This window comes from Pseudomonas helleri (genome assembly GCF_001043025.1).
GTDB classification, from domain to species: domain Bacteria; phylum Pseudomonadota; class Gammaproteobacteria; order Pseudomonadales; family Pseudomonadaceae; genus Aquipseudomonas; species Aquipseudomonas helleri.
Window position 1 is genome coordinate 302164 of sequence record NZ_JYLD01000005.1, and the last position, 19829, is coordinate 321992.

17 protein-coding genes and 3 tRNA genes are annotated in these 19829 nt (G+C 60.2%); 11 read left to right on the forward strand and 9 right to left on the reverse strand.

Annotated features, from left to right (window positions below):
* Positions 1–94 precede the first annotated feature (94 nt).
* From TU84_RS10660 to TU84_RS10695, 8 genes are all read left to right on the forward strand, one after another.
* Entirely contained in the window at positions 95–652 is a 558-nt protein-coding gene (locus TU84_RS10660; RefSeq protein WP_048369018.1) for a CvpA family protein, read from the forward strand.
* 41 nt (positions 653–693) lie between these two features.
* A complete protein-coding gene (gene purF, locus TU84_RS10665) occupies positions 694–2199 on the forward strand; it encodes an amidophosphoribosyltransferase (RefSeq protein ID WP_048369019.1) in 1506 nt (501 codons plus the stop codon).
* A gap of 82 nt (positions 2200–2281) precedes the next feature.
* Positions 2282–3493, forward strand: coding sequence for an O-succinylhomoserine sulfhydrylase (locus TU84_RS10670; protein ID WP_048369020.1), 1212 nt, complete (start codon positions 2282–2284; stop codon positions 3491–3493).
* Positions 3490–4269, forward strand: coding sequence for an SDR family oxidoreductase (locus TU84_RS10675; protein WP_048369022.1), 780 nt, complete (start codon positions 3490–3492; stop codon positions 4267–4269). Before TU84_RS10670 ends, TU84_RS10675 begins: the two co-directional genes overlap by 4 nt.
* A 92-nt stretch (positions 4270–4361) precedes the next feature.
* A tRNA-Val gene (locus TU84_RS10680) sits at positions 4362–4437 on the forward strand.
* 55 nt (positions 4438–4492) lie between these two features.
* A tRNA-Asp gene (locus tag TU84_RS10685) sits at positions 4493–4569 on the forward strand.
* Positions 4570–4670: 101 nt separating this feature from the next.
* Positions 4671–4747: transfer RNA gene (locus TU84_RS10690), tRNA-Asp, on the forward strand.
* Positions 4748–4929: 182 nt separating this feature from the next.
* Positions 4930–5913 (forward strand): DUF2242 domain-containing protein, encoded by a 984-nt coding sequence (locus TU84_RS10695; RefSeq protein ID WP_048369024.1) that lies wholly within the window; start codon positions 4930–4932, stop codon positions 5911–5913.
* A 241-nt stretch (positions 5914–6154) separates the two neighbouring features.
* Here TU84_RS10695 and TU84_RS10700 read toward each other — a convergent pair whose 3' ends face one another.
* Positions 6155–7195: an AraC family transcriptional regulator gene (locus TU84_RS10700; protein WP_048369025.1), complete on the reverse strand. Its 1041-nt coding sequence runs from the start codon at positions 7193–7195 to the stop codon at positions 6155–6157.
* A gap of 4 nt (positions 7196–7199) precedes the next feature.
* The gene (locus TU84_RS10705) at positions 7200–8330 is read right to left on the reverse strand and encodes a carbon-nitrogen hydrolase family protein (RefSeq protein ID WP_048369026.1); all 1131 of its coding nucleotides are present in this window, start codon (positions 8328–8330) and stop codon (positions 7200–7202) included.
* Positions 8331–8541: 211 nt separating this feature from the next.
* Here TU84_RS10705 and TU84_RS10710 point away from each other — a divergent pair, with 211 nt between their 5' ends.
* On the forward strand, positions 8542–10578 hold the full coding sequence (locus TU84_RS10710; protein WP_048369028.1) for an NADPH-dependent 2,4-dienoyl-CoA reductase: 2037 nt from the start codon (positions 8542–8544) through the stop codon (positions 10576–10578).
* A gap of 109 nt (positions 10579–10687) precedes the next feature.
* On the opposite strand, the gene TU84_RS10715 is transcribed toward TU84_RS10710, so the two are convergent.
* Complete coding sequence (locus TU84_RS10715) at positions 10688–11599, reverse strand: LysR family transcriptional regulator (protein ID WP_048369029.1); 912 nt, start codon at positions 11597–11599, stop codon at positions 10688–10690.
* 125 nt (positions 11600–11724) lie between these two features.
* On the opposite strand from TU84_RS10715, the gene TU84_RS10720 reads away from it, so the two are divergent.
* Positions 11725–13269: an MFS transporter gene (locus TU84_RS10720; protein ID WP_048369030.1), complete on the forward strand. Its 1545-nt coding sequence runs from the start codon at positions 11725–11727 to the stop codon at positions 13267–13269.
* Between the two features lie 118 nt (positions 13270–13387).
* Here the strand turns inward: TU84_RS10720 and TU84_RS10725 are convergent, their stop codons facing one another.
* From TU84_RS10725 to TU84_RS10750, 6 genes are all read right to left on the reverse strand, one after another.
* The gene (locus TU84_RS10725) at positions 13388–14113 is read right to left on the reverse strand and encodes an amino acid ABC transporter ATP-binding protein (protein WP_082148686.1); all 726 of its coding nucleotides are present in this window, start codon (positions 14111–14113) and stop codon (positions 13388–13390) included.
* Positions 14114–14192: 79 nt separating this feature from the next.
* Positions 14193–15434 carry an NAD(P)/FAD-dependent oxidoreductase gene (locus tag TU84_RS10730; protein WP_048369032.1) on the reverse strand — a complete coding sequence of 414 codons (1242 nt, stop codon included), beginning with the start codon at positions 15432–15434 and terminating at the stop codon, positions 14193–14195.
* Between the two features lie 48 nt (positions 15435–15482).
* On the reverse strand, positions 15483–16193 hold the full coding sequence (locus TU84_RS10735; protein WP_048369033.1) for an ABC transporter permease: 711 nt from the start codon (positions 16191–16193) through the stop codon (positions 15483–15485).
* A complete protein-coding gene (locus TU84_RS10740) occupies positions 16190–16909 on the reverse strand; it encodes an ABC transporter permease (protein ID WP_048369034.1) in 720 nt (239 codons plus the stop codon). Before TU84_RS10740 ends, TU84_RS10735 begins: the two co-directional genes overlap by 4 nt.
* Positions 16910–17012: 103 nt before the next feature.
* The gene (locus TU84_RS10745) at positions 17013–17762 is read right to left on the reverse strand and encodes a transporter substrate-binding domain-containing protein (protein WP_048369035.1); all 750 of its coding nucleotides are present in this window, start codon (positions 17760–17762) and stop codon (positions 17013–17015) included.
* Between the two features lie 13 nt (positions 17763–17775).
* Positions 17776–18651 carry a MurR/RpiR family transcriptional regulator gene (locus tag TU84_RS10750; protein ID WP_048369036.1) on the reverse strand — a complete coding sequence of 292 codons (876 nt, stop codon included), beginning with the start codon at positions 18649–18651 and terminating at the stop codon, positions 17776–17778.
* A gap of 142 nt (positions 18652–18793) precedes the next feature.
* Between TU84_RS10750 and TU84_RS10755 the strand changes: the two genes are divergently transcribed.
* The gene (locus TU84_RS10755; protein ID WP_048369037.1) at positions 18794–19825 is read left to right on the forward strand and encodes an Ldh family oxidoreductase; all 1032 of its coding nucleotides are present in this window, start codon (positions 18794–18796) and stop codon (positions 19823–19825) included.
* Positions 19826–19829: the final 4 nt, after the last annotated feature.

Here is a 19829-nt window from a genome sequence, read left to right on the forward strand (position 1 = left end):
GTTGGGTCTGATAGCCAATGCACTGATAAATCGCCTGACTTGAGAGGCGGCACTCTGCTAAAATGCGCCGCCTTATCTGTCTGTAGACTGAACTGTGCCATTTACCTGGGTTGACTGGGCGATCGTTGCAATCATCGCCATTTCTGCATTGATCAGCTTGAAGCGCGGCTTCGTAAAAGAAGCGCTGTCGCTGTGCACCTGGATCATTGCCGGGGTTGTCGCCTGGATGTTCGGCGGTTCGTTGTCACAGTACCTCACCGGATACATCGAAACACCTTCCGCCCGCATCATCGTCGGGTGCACCATCATGTTTGTCGCCACCTTGCTGGTAGGCGCAATGATCAACTTTCTTATCGGCGAACTGATTCGCGTCACCGGGTTGTCCGGGACCGATCGTTTTCTCGGCATGGCCTTTGGCGCTGCGCGTGGCGCGCTGCTGGTGGTCGTGGGGGTCGGGCTCTTGAGCCTGGGGCCGGTGCAGCAAGACTCGTGGTGGCAGGAGTCCAGGCTCATGCCACAATTTCTATTGGTTGCCGATTGGTCGAAAAACCTCATTTTGGGGTGGAGTAGCCAATGGTTGGCCAGCGGTATCAGCGCACCTGCTGATCTACCGTTCAAGGAGCACCTCTTGCCGGCTATCCAGCCCAAGTGAGCGGTGTTCAGTTCAGATCCATTAAGTAGGGGTTGCGTCGCATGTGTGGCATCGTCGGTATCGTCGGTAAGTCGAACGTCAATCAGGCGCTGTATGACGCGCTAACCGTCCTCCAGCACCGCGGCCAGGATGCTGCCGGTATTGTAACCAGCCATAATGGCCGGTTATTCCTGCGCAAGGACAACGGGTTGGTGCGGGATGTGTTTCATCAGCGCCACATGCAGCGCCTGGTTGGTAACGTGGGCATCGGCCATGTGCGTTATCCAACAGCAGGTAGCTCGACTTCAGCAGAGGCACAGCCGTTTTACGTCAACTCGCCGTATGGCATCACCTTGGCGCACAACGGCAACCTGACCAACGTTGAACAGCTGGCCAAGGAGATTTACGAATCTGACTTGCGTCACGTCAACACCAACTCGGACTCGGAAGTCCTGCTCAACGTCTTCGCCCATGAATTGGCGCAACGTGGCAAGTTGCAACCGACTGAAGAAGACGTTTTCGCCGCTGTGACTGACGTGCACAACCGTTGCCGCGGTGGTTATGCCGTGGTGGCGATGATCACCGGTTACGGCATCGTCGGTTTCCGCGATCCTAACGGCATCCGCCCGATCGTGTTCGGCCAGCGTCACACCGACGAAGGCGTCGAGTACATGATCGCTTCCGAAAGCGTGTCGCTCGACGTGCTGGGCTTTACCCTGATTCGCGACCTGGCGCCGGGCGAAGCGGTTTACATCACTGAAGACGGCAAGCTGCACACCCGTCAGTGCGCAGTAAACCCGCAACTGACCCCGTGCATCTTCGAACACGTGTACCTGGCGCGTCCGGACTCGATCATCGACGGCGTTTCGGTGTACAAGGCGCGTCTGCGCATGGGCGAAAAGCTGGCCGAGAAGATCCTGCGCGAGCGTCCAGACCACGACATCGACGTGGTCATCCCGATCCCGGACACTAGCCGTACCGCTGCGCTGGAGCTGGCGAACCACTTGGGCGTCAAGTTCCGCGAAGGCTTCGTTAAAAACCGTTACATCGGCCGTACCTTCATCATGCCGGGCCAGGCTGCACGTAAAAAATCCGTGCGCCAGAAGCTCAACGCCATCGAACTGGAGTTCCGTGGCAAGAACGTGATGCTGGTCGATGACTCGATCGTGCGTGGCACCACCTGCAAGCAGATCATTCAGATGGCCCGTGAAGCGGGTGCGAAGAATGTTTACTTCTGCTCGGCAGCCCCGGCTGTACGCTACCCGAACGTGTACGGCATCGACATGCCAAGCGCCCACGAACTGATCGCCCATAACCGGACTACCCAGGACGTGGCTGACCTGATCGGCGCTGACTGGCTGATCTATCAAGACCTGCCGGACCTGATCGAAGCGGTCGGTGGCGGCAAGATCAAGATCGAGAAGTTCGACTGCGCGGTGTTTGACGGCAAGTACGTGACCGGCGACATTGACGAGAACTATCTGGACCGCATCGAGCGTGCGCGCAATGATGCCTCCAAGGTGATTGCTCAAGGCGTCGGTGCAACGATAGGCTTGTACAACAACTAAGCTTCAACACACCGGCCCTGATGGGCCGGTTTGCATTGTTCTTACTTAAAAGCATTTATATACAAGGCAAGGAGTGGGCAGCATGAGTCAGGATTGGGATGCCGGTCGGCTGGACAGCGACCTCGAGGGCGTAGCGTTCGACACCTTGGCTGTGCGTGCTGGCCAGCACCGTTCGCCAGAAGGCGAGCACGGTGATGCAATGTACCTGACCTCCAGCTACGTGTTCCGCACGGCTGCCGATGCGGCGGCGCGGTTCTCGGGTGAGGTCCCGGGCAATGTTTATTCGCGTTACACCAACCCTACGGTGCGTGCGTTCGAAGAGCGTATCGCGGCACTGGAAGGGGCGGAGCAGGCCGTTGCCACGGCAACCGGCATGGCCGCCATTTTGTCGGTGGTGATGAGCTTGTGCAGCGCTGGAGACCACGTGCTGGTTTCGCGCAGCGTCTTTGGTTCGACCATCAGCCTGTTCGAAAAATACTTCAAGCGCTTTGGCATTGAGGTGGACTACGTGCCGCTGGCCGAACTGCAAGGATGGGATGCGGCGATCAAGCCGAACACCAAATTGCTGTTTGTGGAGTCGCCGTCCAACCCCTTGGCGGAACTGGTAGACATCACCGCGCTGGCAGAAATTGCCCACGCCAAGGGTGCGCTGCTGGTGGTCGACAACTGCTTCTGTACGCCAGCCTTGCAGCAGCCGGTCAAGCTGGGCGCTGACATCGTTGTGCACTCGGCGACCAAGTTCATCGACGGCCAGGGCCGTTGCATGGGCGGTGTTGTGGCGGGGCGCAGCGAACTGATGAAAGAAGTCGTCGGCTTTTTGCGCACTGCCGGGCCGACCCTGAGCCCGTTCAACGCCTGGATCTTCCTCAAAGGTCTGGAAACCCTCAACCTGCGTATGCGCGCGCACTGCGCCAGCGCCTTGGCTCTGGCCGAGTGGCTGGAGCAGCAGGACGGCGTCGAGAAAGTTCACTACGCGGGCCTTAAGAGCCACCCGCAGCATGCATTGGCCCAGCGCCAGCAGCGCGGCTTCGGTGCAGTGGTCAGCTTTGAAGTCAAAGGCGGCAAAGAGGGCGCCTGGCGCTTTATCGACGCCACCCGCCTGATTTCCATCACCGCTAACCTGGGTGACAGCAAAACCACCATTACCCACCCGGCGACCACCTCCCACGGTCGTCTGGCGCCACAAGAGCGCGAAGCGGCCGGCATCCGTGACAGTCTGATCCGCATTGCGGTCGGCCTGGAAGACGTAGCTGACCTGCAAGCTGACCTGTCGCGAGGCTTGGCCGTACTGTGACCGAATGGGCGCTTGAACCAGCGATTGAGGGCAATGGCCGTGTAGCACTGGTGACCGGTGCTGCACGCGGCATTGGTCTGGGGATTGCGGCGTGGTTGATCAGTGAAGGTTGGCAAGTGGTGCTGACCGACATTGATCGTGCGCGTGGCTCAAAAGTGGTCAAGGCGCTGGGTGACAGCGCCTGGTTCGTGGCCATGGACGTGTCGGTCGAGGCCGACGTGATTCAGTGTGTGGCCCAAGTGTTGGGGCAGTTCGGGCGTCTGGATGCGCTGGTATCGAACGCTGCGATTGCCGATCCGCACAACATGACCCTTGAAAGCCTCGATCTGGATCACTGGAACCGCGTACTGGCCGTCAACCTCACCGGGCCGATGCTGTTGGCCAAGCACTGTGCGCCTTATTTGCGCGCGCATTGCGGTTCGATCGTCAACCTGGCGTCCACCCGCGCCCGCCAGTCAGAGCCAGACACCGAGGCTTACGTGGCGAGCAAGGGCGGGTTGCTGGCGTTGACCCATGCGCTGGCCATCAGCCTTGGGCCGGAGATCCGCGTCAATGCTGTCAGCCCCGGCTGGATCGACGCACGTGACCCTTCTGTGCGCCGCGCAGAGCCGTTAACCGACGCCGATCACGCGCAACACCCGACTGGCCGGGTAGGGACCGTTGAAGACGTGGCGGCGATGGTCGCCTGGTTGCTGTCGCGCAATGCCGGTTTTGTCACCGGGCAGGAGTTTGTCGTGGACGGTGGCATGAGCAAGAAAATGGTTTATGACGAGTAACTGAGTTTTTTTGCTTTTTTTGAAAAAAACTCAACCTTGTCCTTGACTTAGCTTCAATACCTGCGTAAATTTCGCGGCCTCAACGAAGCAAAGGGTGATTAGCTCAGCTGGGAGAGCATCTGCCTTACAAGCAGAGGGTCGGCGGTTCGATCCCGTCATCACCCACCACTTCTTGAGTTTCTCGAAAGAGAAGGTCGCTTTTAACGAAGCAACCAACCGACGCGCAGCGGTAGTTCAGTCGGTTAGAATACCGGCCTGTCACGCCGGGGGTCGCGGGTTCGAGTCCCGTCCGCTGCGCCATATTTGTACAAGTCAGGTTAGCCTGGCTTGCGATTGAAAAGCACCGAAGCTTCTCGATCAACGGTTTTAAAGATTCAAACGGACGCAAGTCCGAGCGATACGCAGCGGTAGTTCAGTCGGTTAGAATACCGGCCTGTCACGCCGGGGGTCGCGGGTTCGAGTCCCGTCCGCTGCGCCATATTTGCTTCAGAGCCCTTGAACTCTCTGAAGCTACAAAGAAAGCGACCTTAGGGTCGCTTTTTTTGTGCCTGCGATTCCTTCGCGACTGTACCTCGTCAGCGGCGACACGCAATCAAATCGCACGCGAAAAACGCGATCTGATGCACAATACGCCCCGTACCGTTTTCTTCAGGATCGTTAATGCCCATGTCCTTCTCCTTGCGTACCGCGGTAGTTGCCTTGTGTCTGGCCGGCCTCGCAGGTTGTTCATCGAATAAGCCGACGATTTACGATCATGAAAGCTTCGATGATTCAGGCACGTTCTCGCGCAATTACCCGGTGAGTGACAAGGTCTCTTGCGAAGCCGCGCGCCGGGCATTGCTGAGTCAGGGCTACATCATCACCAGCAACGATCCGAAAATGATCAGCGGCCACAAGAGCTTCCAGCAAAGTGGCGAAAGCCATCTGGAAATCAGCTTTAACGTGGTGTGTGCCGACGATGGTGGCTCGGCGCACCACGCGACCATGTTCGCCAACGCCTTGCTCGACCGTTACGCGCTGAAAAAGGTGAATAACTCGGCCAGCCTCGGGGTGGGTGTGCTGGGGTCTGTGTCGATGCCGATCGGCTCGTCCGACGACTCAATGGTCAAGGTGGCCAGTGAAACCGTGTCGTCCCCGGATTTCTATGACCGCTATTTCTCGTTGGTTGAAGCGTTCTTGCCCAAGGATGCGAAAAAAGTGACACCAACCGATGACAAGCCCAAGGCTGAGCTGGGTGTGCCTGAAGCCGCTGTAAAGCCTCAGGCTGTGCCAGTAGCACCTGTGGCGCCGGTAGTGGCTCCGACAGCTCCTGCAACGCCTGCCACGCCTGCGGCCCTTGAGCCTGCGCCAACACCCGCTGTTGAGCCTGCAGTAGAAGCCACAAGCTTCAAGCCCGTAGCGCCGCCTGCAGACTTGCAGCCGATCGTGCCGATTGAAACGCCAGTCACTCCGGCGCCTGTGGCTCCAATAACGCCTGCGGCCCCGGCGGCGGTAACTCCGCCAGCCGCCGAGAAATCTGTTGAAACACCTTCAGAGAAAACCACAGAACCGGCTGCCCCGGCGCCAACGTCCCCCGTCACGCCGCCAGCCGAGTCGCCAAAGCCTGCTGTACCCGCCGTGCTAGAGCCTGCGTCGGCACAATAAAGGCTTGTGCTAAATTTCAGAGGTCTGCTACGTTTAAAGTCAGTGCTGGACAGGCCCGCGAAGGTGTCATTTAACCTTCATGCGCGCGCCTTAAGCTCAACCAGCGCCACTCAGGCATGACTTGAACCAATAGGCTTTTAAGAGGATGCACCCATGGACGACTATCAAGAAGAACTGCTCGAGTATCAGGCTTCGGAGCTGGACTCCCCAGAGTCTGCTGACGACGCGACTGAGCTTTGAATCAGGCCAATTGACGCTGGCGACGACGGAACTCTCCTGGAGTCTCCGCGTTCCAGCGCTTAAAGGCCCTCTGAAACGCCTCGGCTGAGGCAAACCCCAACAAATAGGCAATCTCGCCAAAGGCCAGTTCCGTGTCACGGATATAGGTCATGGCCAGATCTCGCCGCGTGTCATTCAAAATCGCGCGAAATTGCGTGCCTTCTTCTGCCAGCTTGCGACGTAAGGTCCAGGTCGGTAGCTTCAAACGTGCTGCCACTTCTTCCAGGTCCGGTTCCCGGCCCCCATTGAGCAAAGGCCCCAACAGTTGTGTGATGCGTTCGCGCAGGCTGCGGGTGCGGGTCAGTTGTTCCAGTTCGCGCTCACACACCTGCAGCAGGCTTGCCCAGGTGCTCGGGCAGTGCACGGGGTTGCGCAGATCCAGGGTCGCGTGGCTCAGGCGGATCTGATTGGTCTCGGCACGAAAGTTCACTGTTGCCTCGCTCAATGAGCGGTAGTGCTCGGCGTATTCCGGCTCGCTGAACTCAATATCAACCTGCTCGCAGCACAAAGCTTGATTGGCCACCGACGACAACTGTTGCAGCCAGCCCGCGATGATCGAGTCCACCACAAAGCGGTTGTAGGCGTTATACGGGCTGATGGAGTAAAACCGTAGCCAGGCGCCCTGAGCATCTTCGTGCAAGCTCGACTGGCCGCGATAGTTGGAGCCGTACAACGGTTCAAAACGGGTGAGGGTACGGGCTGCTTCACGCACCGTCGGGGCCTGAGCCGCAGTGACCCCGGCCAGCCCGGCCTGAGGTAAGCGGCTCAATTGGCCCATGCGCAAGCCCAGTGCCGGGTCGCCGGTGAGTGCGATCGCGGCATGCCCCAGGCGCATGTAACGCGGGATCGACAAGCGCGCCGAAGGCTGCGCCAGTCGGGCCGGGTCGAGCCCGTATTGATCCAGCAGCGGCTGCGGGTCATGGCCGTGGCTGCGAATGGCCTCGGCCATGGAATCGACAAAACCGACAGAAAGGTCACCCAAACGCATCGGCAGCGGTTTCATGGTCTTACAGCCACACGTTCAACAAGCGGGCACCATCGCCGGTGTTATTGGCGCTGGTCTGACCCTCGCGGCTGATAAAACCGTGCCCGGAGCTGCGTTTGTCCCAGAACTTGCCGCGCAGAAACACCGTAACGCCTGCTTCGGCCGTGCTGCTGGGTACGCTGCTGATCAGCGTCAGGCGGTGCCAGGCTTCACCTTCGGACACTTCGCCGGGCTTGAGGCTGACCTCGCTGGGGGTCAACACACTTTTGTAGCCGCCCCAGGGTTGTTCCCACGTGTTTTTACCCATGATGAACGCCGGCACGGCGATCATTTGCGCGCCGTGCTCGTTCAGGGTTCGGTAATGCTCGGGGTACCAGCTGTCACTGCCGATCAAAATGCCCAGGCGCCCGGCGGGGGTGTCGACCACATTCAACTGATGATCGGGGCTTGGCTGGATATAGCTCTGCTCTTCGTAGGTCGGCAGCAACTGACGCTGCGGTGTGCCCAGCGGCGCGCCATCACGGCCAAACACCACGCTGCTGTTGTACAGCGGGCCATTGCCCGGTACCAGCTTGCCGTCCTCAATGCGCGGGTCGGGCAGGGCGATGCTGCCAGCCACCAGCGTCACGCCAAATTCTTTGGCCAGGCCGCCAAACAGGCTCTGGTAATCGCGCGCCATCGAACGGGCCTTCATGCGCAGATGCGCATCGTTGGTCCGGCTGTCGCCATCTGCGCGCAGCCAGGCATTGGCAAAGGCCAACGGGTGGCTGAGCACCAGCATGTGCATGGCTTCATTCAAATTGGCAGCCTGGTACAGCTCGTTCTTCTCACCCTCAAACACCAGCCAACTGCCGATGTGCTCAGGCAGCACCACCACGGTTTTATCGTTGAGCAGCCCGTCATTGCGTGCGCTGTTCAAGTACGCGGCGAGCTTCAAGCGCACCAGGTCCAGGCTTTGAAAGTCGCGCGGTGACAGGTCGGGCTCGATGCCCAGCAGATTGCCACGGCCCTGATCAACGCCCTCGTTGATGGCCAGCTCCACCCGCAGATCAGACAAGTAATGACTGGCCGGGCGCTGTCCGGTCCAGTATCCGTAGCCTGCGCCAGCGGCGACCAGGGCGGTCAATAAGGTACAAGTAAATAATTTACGCATGAGAACGAAAGCGGTAACCGTGTGCAGAATTCGTCGACTAGGGTAGGTCGCTCAGCCCGGCTTGCCAAGGGGGGCTGCTCATTAAGGTTAGGAGTTTGTCATTTTGGGTCATTGAGCGAGCCCGGGCGTGCCTTTACTGTGCCAGACACAACCGACGAGGGCCAAAGAGCACCTCGCTTTCCGTGATTTAGCCTGTAACGGAGCATCCCTGATGACCGCCTCCCACTACCCCCATTTGCTCGCCCCGCTTGATCTGGGCTTTACCACCTTGCGTAACCGCACCCTGATGGGCTCGATGCACACCGGCCTTGAAGAGCAGCCGGGCGGGTTTGAACGCATGGCCGCCTATTTTGCCGAGCGGGCCAAAGGGGGCGTCGGCCTGATGGTCACCGGCGGCATTGCGCCCAACGATGAGGGCGGGGTGTACAGCGGGGCGGCCAAGCTGAGCACGGCTGAAGAAGCTGAGAAACATGTGGTCGTGACCCAGGCCGTGCACGCCGAAGGTGGCAAGATCTGCCTGCAGATCCTTCACGCCGGGCGCTACGCCTACAGCCCGCGACAAGTCGCCCCTAGCGCCATTCAGGCGCCGATCAACCCGTTTACTCCCAAAGAGCTGGATGAAGCGGGTATCGAGAAGCAGATCAGCGATTTCGTGACCTGCGCCAAACTGGCGCAAAGTGCCGGATATGATGGCGTTGAGATCATGGGCTCCGAAGGTTATTTGATTAACCAGTTCCTGGCTGCGCAGACCAACCATCGTACCGACCGCTGGGGCGGCAGCTACGAAAACCGCATGCGCCTGCCCCTAGAAATCGTGCGCCGCACCCGTGAAGCCGTAGGCCCGAACTTCATCATCATTTATCGCCTGTCGATGCTCGATCTGGTAGCCGGTGGCAGCGTCTGGGAAGAAATCGTGCAACTGGCCAAGGCCGTGGAGCAGGCTGGCGTGACCCTGATCAACACCGGGATCGGCTGGCACGAAGCGCGCATTCCGACCATCGCCACCAAAGTGCCGCGTGGCGCGTTCAGCAAAGTCACCGCCAAGCTGCGTGGTTCGGTCAGCGTGCCGCTGATTACCACCAACCGCATCAACACGCCGGAAATTGCCGAGCAGATCCTCGCCGAAGGCGATGCCGACATGGTCTCTATGGCGCGCCCGTTTCTGGCCGACCCGGAGTTCGTCAACAAAGCCGCCGCGGGTCGCGGCGACGAAATCAACACCTGCATTGGCTGCAATCAGGCGTGCCTGGACCACACCTTTGGCGGCAAGCTGACCAGTTGCCTGGTCAACCCGCGGGCCTGCCACGAAACTGAACTCAACTACCTGCCGACTATTGCGGTGAAGAAAATCGCCGTGGTCGGTGCCGGGCCTGCGGGGCTCTCGGCGGCCACCGTAGCCGCTGAGCGCGGGCATCAGGTCACGCTGTTTGACTCGGCCAGTGAAATCGGCGGCCAGTTCAATGTGGCCAAGCGCGTGCCGGGCAAAGAAGAGTTCTACGAAACCCTGCGCTACTTCTCGCACAAACTGCGCACCACCGGTGTTGACCTGCGGCTCAATACCCGCGTGGATGTGCAGCAACTGGTGGCGGGCGAATTTGACGAAATCATCCTGGCCACCGGGATTGCCCCGCGCACCCCGGCGATTACCGGGATCGACCACCCTAAAGTGCTCAGCTACCTGGACGTGATTTTGCAGCGCAAGCCGGTGGGTGCCAGCGTCGCGGTGATCGGTGCGGGCGGCATTGGCTTTGACGTGTCCGAGTTCCTGGTGCAAGAGGGCGAGGCCACCAGCCAGAACCGCGAAGCGTTTTGGCGCGAGTGGGGCATTGATAGCCGTCTTGAGGCACGCGGCGGTGTGGCCGGGATCAAGCCCGAGGTGCATGCACCGGCGCGCCAAGTGTTTCTGTTGCAGCGCAAAGCCAGCAAAGTGGGCGACGGCCTGGGCAAAACCACCGGCTGGATCCACCGGGCCGGGTTGAAGAACAAACACGTGCAAATGCTCAACAGCGTGGAGTACCTGAGCATCGACAACGACGGCCTGCACATCCGCATTGGCGAAGGCGAGCCGCAAGTGCTGCCCGTCGACAACATCGTGATATGCGCCGGGCAAGACCCTTTGCGCGAGCTGCAGGATGGCCTGCTGGCTGCCGGCCAGAGCGTGCACTTGATCGGTGGCGCTGACGTGGCCGCCGAGCTGGATGCCAAGCGCGCGATCAACCAGGGCTCGCGGCTGGCGGCACAGCTCTAAGAAGCACAGCATCCTGTGGGAGCGGGCTTGCTCGCGATGCGGGCGGCGCGGTGTGATTGTCACACCTTGTCGACCTTTCAGATCAAAAGATCGCGAGGCAAGCTCGCTCCTACAAGGGCTGGGGGCGTGCGTTCAGGGTCATGTGTTCGGCCAGAAAATCGACGAAAACGCGCAACTTCGGCAGCAAATGGCGGCTGCTGGGCCACAGCACCGAAAATCGCCCGTGTGCGCTGATGTGATCGGCCAGCACGGCGACCAATTGCTGGCTCTGCAATGCCTGGCGTACGGCAAAGTCGGGCACGTAAGCCAGGCCAAAACCGCCCGTAGCGGCGCTGATCAATGCCTCCAGGTTGTTGAACACCAGCGGGGTTGAACGCTTCCACTGGCTGTCGTCGTCCTCGTCGCCGGTGAAGGTCCATTCCTGTAACTGGCCGTTGCTGGGGAACCGGTAGCGCAGGCACACGTGCTGCTTCAAGTCGTGGGGCGTCTGCGGTACGCCCTGGCGGGCAAAATAGTCCGGTGCGCCGACCAGCACAAAGTGGAAGGTGCCCAGCGGCTTGCTCTTGAGCCGCGAGTCGGCAAAGTCGCCGCTGCGGATCACCGCGTCCATGCCTTCGCCTATCACATCGACCATGCGGTCGCTGAAGTCCATGTCCAGTTCGATTTCGGGGTAGCGCCGGGTGAATTCGCCGAGTATTGGCAGCAACATGCGGTAGCCAATCGCGGGCAGGCTCACGCGCAAGCGACCGCGTGGCGCATCCCGCGATGAGTGCAGTTCGGCCTCGGCTTCTTCCAGTTCATCGAGGATCTTGCTGCAACGCTCAAAGAACAGCGTGCCGCCTTCGGTCAGGCTCAAGCGTCGGGTGCTGCGATTGAACAGGCGCACGCCGAGCCCGTCTTCCAGGCGCGCAACGCTCTTGCCAACGGCTGAAGCCGAAATCCCCAGCCGCTCAGCGGCGGCCACGTAACTGCCCAGTCTGGCGGCAATCACGAACGCGTTCAGACCACTCAAGCTTTCCATGTGCTGCCTTTATTAAGGAGTTTTGGTTGGGTTAGAGCGGATTTATAGCCTGTTTTTCTCCGATTGGATCGCTTTTATCCTCGTTGAACCTTCTTTTGCTGGGCCGTCTGGCCGGAGCGTTACCCATGAGTCTTGATCGCACATCCAGCGTGTCCGCTGGCTGGACCTTGCTTGCCGTCTGCACGGCGGCGCTGATCCTGCCGCTGAGTTTTTCCGGTGGAGCGCTGGCCACACCGGCCATTGGCCTTGATCTGGGCGCCGGGCCGCTGGCGCTGACCTGGATCACCAACGCCTTTATGTTGAGTTTTGGCAGTTTGTTGATGGCCGCCGGCACCCTGGCGGACCGCTATGGGCGTAAACGCATGTTTGTCTCGGGCGTTGGCGTGTTTGTATTGGCGTCGCTGGCTTTGGGCTTGGCGCCGAACATTGTCTGGCTGGACGGGCTGCGCGCGTTACAAGGTGTAGGCGCCGCCGCGGCCTTGGCGGGCGGGAGCGCGGCCTTGGCCAATACGTTCGAAGGGCGCAGTCAGACCAAGGCATTCAGCCTGTTGGGCACCAGCTTTGGCGTCGGCCTGGCGCTGGGGCCGATTCTGGCGGGGGTGCTGATCGAACATATCGGCTGGCGCGCGGTGTTTGTTTCGGGCGCGTTAATCGGCGGGCTGGCGTTGCTGATGGCGATCCCGATGATGCACGAGTCCAAAGACCCGCACGCCAGCAAGCTGGACGCTAAAGGCACCGTGAGTTTCACCGCCGCATTGGTGCTGTTTACCTGGGGCATTTTGCTGGTGCCGAGCACGGGCTGGAACAGCGCGCCGGTGATCGGCATGTTGCTCGGGGCGCTGGTTTGTGTGCTGGCGTTTGTGCGTATAGAACGGCGGGTGACGCGGCCCATGCTTGACCTGTCACTGTTCCGTTACCCGCGTTTTGTCGGCGTGCAATTGCTGCCTGTGGCCACCTGTTTTTGTTTTGTGGTGCTGCTGGTGTTGCTGCCCGTCCGTTTGATTGGCATCGAAGGGCGCAGTGCAACCGACACCGGGTTGCTGATGATTGCCTTGTCGGCGCCGATGCTGATCGTGCCTTATCTGGCAGGCGTGCTGACCCACTGGGCCTCGGCGCGGGTGTTGTCGGCAGCGGGTTTGTTGATCGCGGCGGCCGGGTTGTTGCTGCTGAGCCGGGTGGGGATCAATCAGCCGACGCTCGAATGGGCCGTCCCGCTGCTGGTGATCGGCATCGGCACGGGGTTGCCATGGGGCTTGATGGACGGGTTGTCGGTGAGCGTCGTGCCCAAGGAGCGTGCGGGCATGGCGACCGGCATCTTCGGCACCACCCGTGTTGCGGGCGAGGGGATCTCGCTGGCGGTTGTCAGCGCGCTGCTGGCGGTATTGATTCAACGCCATTTACCCAGCCAAAGCGCGGGGGCGGCGCAGTACCTGGCAACGGGCGACCTGAGCCAGGCCGCGGGAGTGACCCAGGGGCTGGAGCAGGCCGTGCTGGGCGCGGCCTACCTGCAAGCGTTCCAGGTACTGCTTTACGGGCTGGCCGCCCTGACCGTGGCCGTTGCCCTGCTGATCCTGTGGTTTTTGCGCCAGGCTACTCCCGTAGCAGTTGCCGAGCTCAGCGAGGCTACGTCCGATTGCGAAGCGATCGTAAATGCTAAGTGCAAGGCCTGACTGAGGCGCCGCATTAATTCATTTACGACTGCTATTTCGGTGTGGCCCCACGAAGCGGACGTAGCCTCGCAAAGCTCGTCAACTGCTACGACGATCAACCGATCAACCGATCAACCGTTCAATGCACGATCTGCGCAAGGAATGCTTTGGCCCTTGGGCTTTTCGGGGCGTTGAAGAAGTCTTCGGGCGGGGAGTCTTCGATGATCATGCCGCCATCGAGAAACAACACCCGCTCGGCCACTTGCCGGGCAAAGCCCATTTCGTGGGTCACGCACAGCATGGTCATGCCGCTGCCTGCCAGTTTGACCATCACGTCCAGCACTTCGCTGACCATTTCCGGGTCCAGGGCCGAGGTCGGTTCATCAAACAGCATGATCTTCGGTTCCATGCACAGCGCCCGGGCAATCGCCACGCGCTGTTGCTGGCCACCAGAGAGCTGGCTCGGGTATTTGTCGGCCTGGCTGGCAATGCCGACTTTCTCCAGAAAGTGCTGGGCCAGTTCCACGGCTTTTTTACGCGGCAATCCGCGCACCGACATCGGCGCCAGAATGCAGTTGTCGAGCACGCTCATGTGCGGGAACAGGTTGAAGTGCTGGAACACCATGCCGATTTCGCTGCGCACTTTGGCCGCTTCACGGCTGGGCTGTGACAGGTCGGTACTGTTGACCAGGATCTGGCCTTTTTCAGCGATTTCGAGGCGGTTGATGCAGCGGATCAAGGTCGATTTGCCTGAACCGGACGGGCCGCACAGGACGATACGCTCGCCTTCGTGCACTTTCAGGTCGATGCCTTTGAGTACATGGAACGCGCTGTAGTACTTGTTCAGGCCCGAGATATCCACCACCACCTTGCGGGTGTCAGTCGATGGCGACACGGGGTTATGAACGTAAGCAGAATGAGCTTGCATAGTGTGTCTCCAACGATCAGTTAAAGCGCTCGGCGCTGTAGGGAGTCGGGTCGGTAAAAGGTGTTTCGCCGGTCATCATTTCTGCCAGCAGGCGCCCGCTGACCGGGCCCAGGGTGAGGCCGTGATGGGCATGCCCAAAGTTGAACCACAAGCCTTTGTGGCGACTGGCCGGGCCGATCACCGGGCACATGTCGGGCAGGCACGGGCGGCGCCCCAGCCACGGCTCGGCATCGACACGCGGGCCGAGTGGGTACAGGCGTTGGGCGCGTTCTTCACAGCGGCGCAGCTGGATTTCATTGATCGGGTCATCGCTGTCGGCAAATTCGATACCGGTGGTCAGGCGAATACCGCCTACCATGGGCGCCAACACGTAACCGCCGATTGAATCGAGGATCGGGTGCTGCATGGTGTGGCCGTCTTTGGCGGCGTAGTGCATGTGGTAACCACGCTTGATCGCCAAGGGGATGCGATAGCCCAGCGGCTCGAAAATCCCCCTGGCCTGCGGGCCCAATGCAACCACCACTTCATTGGCCACAATCAAGCCTTTTTGGCTCTCAACCTGCCATTGCCCGGCTGTCGCTCGCAAGCTGTTGGCGTCGCCGATCACAAAGCGGCCGCCGCGCTGCACAAATAGCTCGGCGTAACCGCGAGTCAAGCCGCCGGGGTCGCTGACGGTCTTGGGGTCGAGCCAGTGAATGCCGCCCAGCACGTCGCTGTGCAGGCCCGGTTCAAGGGCGTGCACCTGTTGCTTGTCGAGCACGCGATAGTTGAGCTTGAACCGGCCCAAGGCCGCCGCGTCACGCTGGGCTTTGTCGAAGTCTGCCGGGGTGCGGTACACCTCGACCCAGCCGCTGTCCTGAATCAGCTCGGTCATGCCCGCAGGTTCTGCCAGCAGGTCGTGTTCACTCACGCACTTTTCAATCAGCGGCAGCATCGCTTCAGTGGCTTTGGCCAGGCCTTTGCTGCCGGACTGCTGCCAGTACTGCATCAGCCACGGCCCGGCTTTGGGCAGGTGCTTGAGGCTGTAACGCACATCGGGCTGCTGATTGAGGCCGTAACGCAGCAAGCGGGAGAGCTCACGCGGGAACGAATACGGGATCACGCTGGCGCGCTCGATCAGCCCGGCATTGCCGTGGCTGGTGCCGCTGCCCGGTTGGTCGCGGTCGAGCAAGACAACGTTGCGTCCGCGGGCCTGGAGTTGCAACGCGGTACTGACGCCGACAATGCCGGCCCCCAGAACGAGAGTGTCGCAATGCATAAACAAATCCTTAAAACAGGGGCCGATTGTGCAGCCCGAACAATGGGCTTACTGCAGATGGCGGCTGAGGCGGCCTTCGATAAATTTGAGGGTGCGGCGCACGATCTCGACGATCAGCAGGTACAGCACCGCGGCCCACAGGTACACCTGGAAATCGAACGTGCGGGCAAAGACCATTTTGGTCACGCCCATCAGGTCATAAATGGTCACCAGCGAGGCGATGGCGCTGGCCTTGATCATCAGGATCAGTTCGTTGCCCAGCGGGCCGATGGCCACCAGCAGCGACTGCGGCAAGATGACCTTGCGAAACGTCGTCCAGCGCGACAGGTTCAGTGCCTTGCACGCTTCGCGCTGGCCCTGGGCGACTGACATGATGCTGCCGCGCAGAATCTCGGCCTGATACGCCGCCGTGTTCAAGGTAAAGGCCAACAGGGTGCACAGCCAGGCATCGCGGAAGAACCACCACAAGCCGATGTCTTGCCAAAAGCTCTTGAACGAGCCCAGGCCGTAATACAGCAAGAACAACTGCGCCAGCAGCGGCGAACCACGGAAGAAGTACACATAGGCGCCGGTAAAATTGCGCAGCAGGCGATTGCTGGACAAACGTCCCAGCGCAATCAGCAAGCCCAGCAACGCACCGAGGGTGAATGAAATCGCCACCAGCTTGGCGGTCACCAGCAGCCCGTCAATAAAGCGCGGGGCGAAGCGTTCGAGCAATTCGGGGTCGAGAATCATGTTTTGCAGATCCGCCAGGCTCATGACTGCACGCTCCGTATGTGGCGGTTGAAGTAGCGTTCCATAAAGGCGAACAGACGCCCGGAAATCGTCGAGAAAAACAGGTAGATAAAGCACGCAACGGTGTAGAACAGCATCGGGTCTTTGGTCACGCTGACCGCCAGGTTGGTTTGGCGCATCAGGTCGACCAGGGCGATGGTTGAGACCAGCGAGGTATCCTTGAGCAGCGACAGCCAGTTGTTCGACAGGCCGGGCAGGGCGATGCGCGCCAGTTGCGGCAGCACTACTTTGCGAAAGGTGGTGAACTTCGACAGGCCCAGCGCCGAGGCGGCTTCGTATTGCCCTTTAGGGATGGTCTTGAACGCGCCCAGCCAGATCTCGCTGGAGAACGCGGCAAACACCAGGCTGAAGGCAATCATGGCGGCAACAAAGGTATTGATCGTGAACTGCACGTCATACCCCATGGCCTCAAGGATCTTTTGCGCGGCGATCTGGCAGCCGTAGTAAATGATCAGCAGCGTCAGCAGTTCCGGCAAACCCCGGAACACCGTGGAAAAGGTCGTGGCCCAGGCACGTACCCAGCGGTTTTTCGAGCGTGCGGCGACGGCCACCAGCAGCCCCAGCGGCAAACCGATGGGCAGGCAGCTCAAGGCCAGGGCAATGGTCACCAGCGAACCGGCCAGCAGCGCTGAACCCCAGCCGCCACTGGCAAATGAGAGAAGTGAAAGTTGTTCGAGCATGCTCGAGTCCCCGGTCAAAAAAAGGCGAAGGTCAGCCACTGCGCACCATGGGCGCGCAGGGCAGGGTCATCGGCAGGGAGGCCCTCAATCGAGGGCGAAAGACTTAGTAGATGTCGAAGTCGAAGTACTTGCTGGAGATCTTTTTATAGGTGCCGTCGGCGACGATTTCGTCCAGCGCTTTGTTAAAGCGTTCACGCAGGGCATCATCGTTTTGGCGCACGGCAATGGCGGCGTCATCCAGGGTGCCGTCAACGTCACCAATGATTTTGCAGCAGTCCTTGCCGGTTTTATTGACCCACTCCAACAGTGGGAATTTATCGGCAATCACCACGTCGACACGCCCGTTATTCAAATCGGCGTTGGCTTCGTCCAGGGTCGGGTACAGCTTGATGTCGGCTTTTTTGTAGTGGGACTCGGCGTACAGGCTTTGCGTGGCGGCGTTTTGTGCGCCCACAGTCTTGCCGGCGAAGTCCGACTGGGCATCGGTGATGTCCGACTCTTTGCCCACGGCGATGGACAGCGGGGTGCGGTAGTAGTGGTTGGTGAACGCAATTTTCTTTTTGCGCTCTTCGTTGACGATCATTGAGGCGACAATGGCGTCGTACTTTTTGGCCATCAAACCGGCAATGATGCCGTCCCAGTCCTGGGCCACGATGGTGCACTGGGCGTCCATGCGTTTGCACAGCTCTTCGGTGATATCGACGTCGAAGCCGTGCAGTTTGTTGTCCGAATCAACGTAGTTGAACGGTGGGTAAGCACCTTCTGTGGCGATGGTCAGTTTGTCTGCCTGGGCGTTGGCCGCGACCGCGAACACCATTGCACAAGCACTGGCAAAGCGAAGGACGTTGTTCATCTAGCACCTCGTTTTATTGTTTTGATCCGGGTGAGGATGTGTAACCCACGAACTCATTGTGTAAGGCCGCGGTTGCCTCAAGACGCTTCTCAACGTCAGGCCCCAGTTGTTTGCACACTTCATTGATGAGCAGGTGCACCAGCGACAGCATGGCTGCGGTGGATTCCCAGAACAGGTTGAATTCGGTCGGTACGCGAAACACTTCATCGGCGCAGGCATCGGCCCAGTCGCAAAAGGTATCGGTCACCAGCGTGACCGGGATGCCCGCTTCACGTGCCTTGCGGCACAGTTGCTGGGCGTGGCGCGAATACCGGCGGGCTTCAAACACCACCAGCGCGCAATCGTCGGCCGGGCACAGCAACACATCGGCGTAATGCCCGGCAGCGCCATCGACCAATTGCACGCCATCACGCAGGTATTGCAGCAAATGCACCATGGAGGCGGCGATCCCGCGCTCGGTCTGGAACCCTGCGACAAACACTTTGCGCCGGGTCGCCAGGCGCTGGCTGACGGTTTGCCAGGCGGGGGTCAGGCTGTATTCGTAAACCTTGACCAGCGCTGCGACTTCCAGCTCAAAGCTGCGCGGCAATGCCTGCGGGCTTTGGCTTGATTGCTGGCGGAATTCTTGCAGGCGATCTCCGACCAGCCACGGGCCATCGCCGAGGTCGTCCTTGAGATCGTTTTTCAGTTCTTTGAAATGGCTGTAACCCAGCGCACGGCAGAAACGCCCAACGCTGGACTCGCTGACACCCAGCTTGGCGGCAATGTCGGCGGCGGTCTGAAACGGTAGCTCGTAGAGGTTCGCCAGCATATAACTGGCAATCGCCCGGCCCGAAGGCGCGGCGGTAGACAGACTGCTTTCAAGGCGTTGTTTGATCGACTGACTCACGGCTGCTTCCTGTTCTTGTTTCAGCGCGGTGGAGAAAGTGAATGTTTTCTGTCATTAAGTCAAGAATTGACAGAGAACTGTCATCGCAGGATAGTGCTTTACCGTCATAACTCGACAATAACAACGAGATCGGAGCCCCCTAATGTCCCAGCCCGTCACCGCCACATCGGCCACCGAGTCGCTTTCTCTGAGCGAACTGACCGCTTTGCTGCAACAGATTTTTGAGCGTCATGGCACCTCCCGCGCTGTGGCGCAGGTACTGGCCGACAACTGTGCCCGGGCTCAGCGCGACGGTTCTTATAGCCACGGGGTGTTCCGCATTCCGGGGTATCTGGCGTCGCTGGCGAGCAACTGGGTCGATGGCCAGGCCGTCCCCAAGGTTGAAGACGTGGCCTCCGGTTTTATCCGCGTGGACGCCGCCAATGGCTTTGCGCAACCGGCCTTGGCGGCGGCCCGCGAGCTGCTGGTTGAAAAGGCCCGCAGCGCCGGGATTGCCGTGCTGGCGATTCGCAACTCCCACCACTTCGCGGCGTTGTGGCCCGATGTTGAGCCGTTTGCCGAAGAAGGCCTGGTGGCCTTAAGCGTGGTCAACAGCATGACCTGCGTAGTGCCGCACGGTGCGCAAAAACCCTTGTTTGGCACCAACCCGATCGCCTTCGCGGCACCCCGTGAAGGCGCCAGCCCTATCGTTTTCGACCTGGCCACCAGCGCCATTGCCCATGGCGACGTACAAATCGCTGCGCGCAAAGGTCACCTGTTGCCAGCGGGCATGGGCGTCGACAAACAGGGCGAGCCGACCGAAGACCCGAAAGCCATTCTCGACGGCGGCGCCTTGCTGCCGTTTGGTGGCCACAAAGGCTCGGCACTGTCGATGATGGTGGAGCTGCTGGCGGCGGCGTTGACGGGTGGCAACTTCTCGTTTGAATTCGACTGGAAAAAACACCCGGGCGCGCAAACCCCTTGGACCGGCCAGTTGCTGATCGTGATTGACCCGAGCAAATCCGGTGGTAACAGCTTCGCCCAGCGCAGCGCCGAACTGGTAAGGCAGATGCACGCCGTGGGCCTTGAGCGCATGCCGGGCGACCGACGCTTTATCGAACGTGCCAAATCCCTGGAAGCCGGCATTCCGTTGGGCGTAGAAGAATTGGCCAAACTGCGCGCATTGGCTGAATAACCCG

Coding starts and splice junctions, on each gene's coding strand:
- purF (WP_048369019.1), top strand. CDS start 694: ATGTGTGGCATCGTCGGTATCGTCGGTAAGTCGAACGTCAATCAGGCG.
- TU84_RS10670 (WP_048369020.1), top strand. CDS start 2,282: ATGAGTCAGGATTGGGATGCCGGTCGGCTGGACAGCGACCTCGAGGGC.
- TU84_RS10695 (WP_048369024.1), top strand. CDS start 4,930: ATGCCCATGTCCTTCTCCTTGCGTACCGCGGTAGTTGCCTTGTGTCTG.
- TU84_RS10700 (WP_048369025.1), bottom strand. CDS start 7,195: ATGAAACCGCTGCCGATGCGTTTGGGTGACCTTTCTGTCGGTTTTGTC.
- TU84_RS10705 (WP_048369026.1), bottom strand. CDS start 8,330: ATGCGTAAATTATTTACTTGTACCTTATTGACCGCCCTGGTCGCCGCT.
- TU84_RS10710 (WP_048369028.1), top strand. CDS start 8,542: ATGACCGCCTCCCACTACCCCCATTTGCTCGCCCCGCTTGATCTGGGC.
- TU84_RS10715 (WP_048369029.1), bottom strand. CDS start 11,599: ATGGAAAGCTTGAGTGGTCTGAACGCGTTCGTGATTGCCGCCAGACTG.
- TU84_RS10720 (WP_048369030.1), top strand. CDS start 11,725: ATGAGTCTTGATCGCACATCCAGCGTGTCCGCTGGCTGGACCTTGCTT.
- TU84_RS10730 (WP_048369032.1), bottom strand. CDS start 15,434: ATGCATTGCGACACTCTCGTTCTGGGGGCCGGCATTGTCGGCGTCAGT.
- TU84_RS10735 (WP_048369033.1), bottom strand. CDS start 16,193: ATGAGCCTGGCGGATCTGCAAAACATGATTCTCGACCCCGAATTGCTC.
- TU84_RS10740 (WP_048369034.1), bottom strand. CDS start 16,909: ATGCTCGAACAACTTTCACTTCTCTCATTTGCCAGTGGCGGCTGGGGT.
- TU84_RS10745 (WP_048369035.1), bottom strand. CDS start 17,762: ATGAACAACGTCCTTCGCTTTGCCAGTGCTTGTGCAATGGTGTTCGCG.
- TU84_RS10755 (WP_048369037.1), top strand. CDS start 18,794: ATGTCCCAGCCCGTCACCGCCACATCGGCCACCGAGTCGCTTTCTCTG.